This window comes from Parafrankia sp. BMG5.11 (assembly GCF_004337455.1).
On record NZ_SJXI01000040.1, the window covers coordinates 1 to 2,216 of the forward strand.

Annotated in this window: 1 protein-coding gene; it reads left to right on the forward strand. The window is 66.3% G+C overall.

Annotation, left to right across the window (positions count from 1 at the left end; translation table 11 throughout):
• Positions 1-734: 734 nt before the first annotated feature.
• On the forward strand, positions 735-2,051 hold the full coding sequence (ltrA, locus tag E0504_RS26805) for a group II intron reverse transcriptase/maturase (protein ID WP_243657632.1): 1,317 nt from the start codon (positions 735-737) through the stop codon (positions 2,049-2,051).
• The last annotated feature ends 165 nt before the right edge of the window (positions 2,052-2,216 follow it).

A 2,216-nucleotide genomic window follows, 5' to 3' on the forward strand; every position in this document is an offset into this window, starting at 1 on the left:
TACCTCGACCGGAGCGACACCTGCGGCGAACAGGTCCGTGGCCCGCGCCCGGACCGCTTCGTACTGGGCACGACCCTGCGCGGTAAGCCCGCCACCATCCGCATACCTCATGCCAGCGGCAAGCCCTGAGCACGGTCAGGCCATACCCGGACAGACCGGATGTGATCAAACAGACCCCGACCATTCAAGATCTGGTAGCGCCGGGATAAACCGGCTTGGAGAAGGAGATGGAAGAGCTCTACGTCGAAGGAGTAGCGACCCACGACGACCCCGAGCCATGTGGCTGCTTCCGTAAGGGGGCTGCTGAAGCGTTGGTAGGGGCACGTGTAGGCCGGGTGATTGAGCCGCGAAATGAACAGTTCCAGGGCGCCGACACGTTCAGATCCGTGGAAGGCAACACCGCCGGGAGCGTTAGTCGCGAGTTCCCGGTGGGCCCGGCGCGGTCAGAGAACCATGGCATGCACGGAATCTCCAAGCACGAGAACCGGGAGATCCCGCGTCCGCCCGTCGGAGTGATGACCGGCGGGACGTCCAGGGAACGCCGAGGCGGTAATCCTGGGATGCACGGACACGGGAAGTCGGACACGCCAATAGTACCTGTGAACCTGCCGAACAAGCCCGTGCGAGCGGGTGCGGAGGCGGGGGAGGGAAGGGGCGTGGCCAAGGGGAACACGACCAGCGAAACACGTCCCGGACGCAGAGCCGGGCCAGGCGTGTCAAGCCCGTTGGATCGTGTGCGCCTAGCCGCACGGCAGGACAAGGGAATACGGTTCACCGCGCTGCTCCACCACGTGGACCTGGACCGTCTGCGGGCTGCCTACCGGGCGATCCGCCCGCAGGCCGCGCCGGGCGTGGACGGGGTGACGTGGCGGGAGTACGGGCAGGACCTGGAGGGCAACCTGCGGGACCTGCACGCCCGGATCCACTCGGGGCGTTACCGGGCGAGTCCCTCGCGGAGGGTGTACATCCCGAAGGCGGACGGGCGGCTGCGGCCGCTCGGTATCGCCACGCTGGAGGACAAGATTGTCCAGCGGGCGGTCGTCGAGGTGCTGAACGCCATCTACGAGGAGGACTTCCTCGGCTTCTCGTACGGGTTCCGGCCAGGGCGTAGCCAGCACATGGCGCTCGACGCGCTCGCGGTCGGGATCCAGCGGAAGAAGGTGGGCTGGGTGCTCGACCTGGACATCCGGGATTTCTTTTCCAGCCTCAGTCATCAATGGCTGGTCAAGTTCCTTGAGCACCGGATCGCGGACAAACGGATCCTGCGCCTGGTCCAGAAATGGCTGAGCGCGGGAGTCATCGAGAACGGCGCGCGGTCGCAGACAATGGAAGGGTCACCGCAGGGGGCTTCGGTATCACCGCTGCTCGCTAACGTGTACCTGCACCACGTCTTCGACCTGTGGGTGCGGTGGTGGCGGAATCACTTCGCGTGCGGTGACGTGATCACCGTGCGCTTTGCTGACGACGCTGTCGCCGGCTTCGAGTACGAGGATGACGCGCGGCGGTTCCTTGTCGATCTTCGGGAGAGGTTCGCGAAGTTCGGCCTGGAGTTGCATCCCGACAAGACCCGGCTGATCGAGTTCGGGCGGTTCGCCGTCCGGAACCGGTCGCGGCGCGGGCAGGGCAGACCCGAGACGTTCAGCTTCCTGGGCTTCACGCACATCTGCGCGACGGGCAAGCGGGGCTACTTCTGGGTGCGGCGGGTCACGGACAAGAGGCGGATGGCGGCGAAGCTACGCGAGATCAAGATCGAAGCGAAGCGGCGCAGTCACCTACCCATCCCCGTTCAGGGGCAATGGTTGCGCAGCGTGGTCAACGGCCACCTGAACTACTATGCCGTGCCAGGCAACATGAACGCGACGGCATCCTTCCGCTACGAGGTGCTCCATGCCTGGCACAAGGCGCTATCGCGCCGTAGCCAGCGCGGGTACCTGAACTGGGGACGGATGGGGCCCATCGCGAACAGGTGGCTACCGACCGCAAAGGTCCGACATCCCCTGCCTACCGTTCGGCTCGACGCCAGCACCCGAGGCGGGAGCCCAGTGCGGTAGTTCCGCTCGCTGGGATCTGTGCGGGGGGCCGTCCGTAAGGACGGTCCCTACCGCGACTAGCGGAGCATTTCAACACCCACCGCCCCCACCGCTCCCTCAGCCAGCACCCACCCGACCCGCCACCCGCAGTCGCCCCAACCCCGGGGTCCACCGTCCATCGCACAC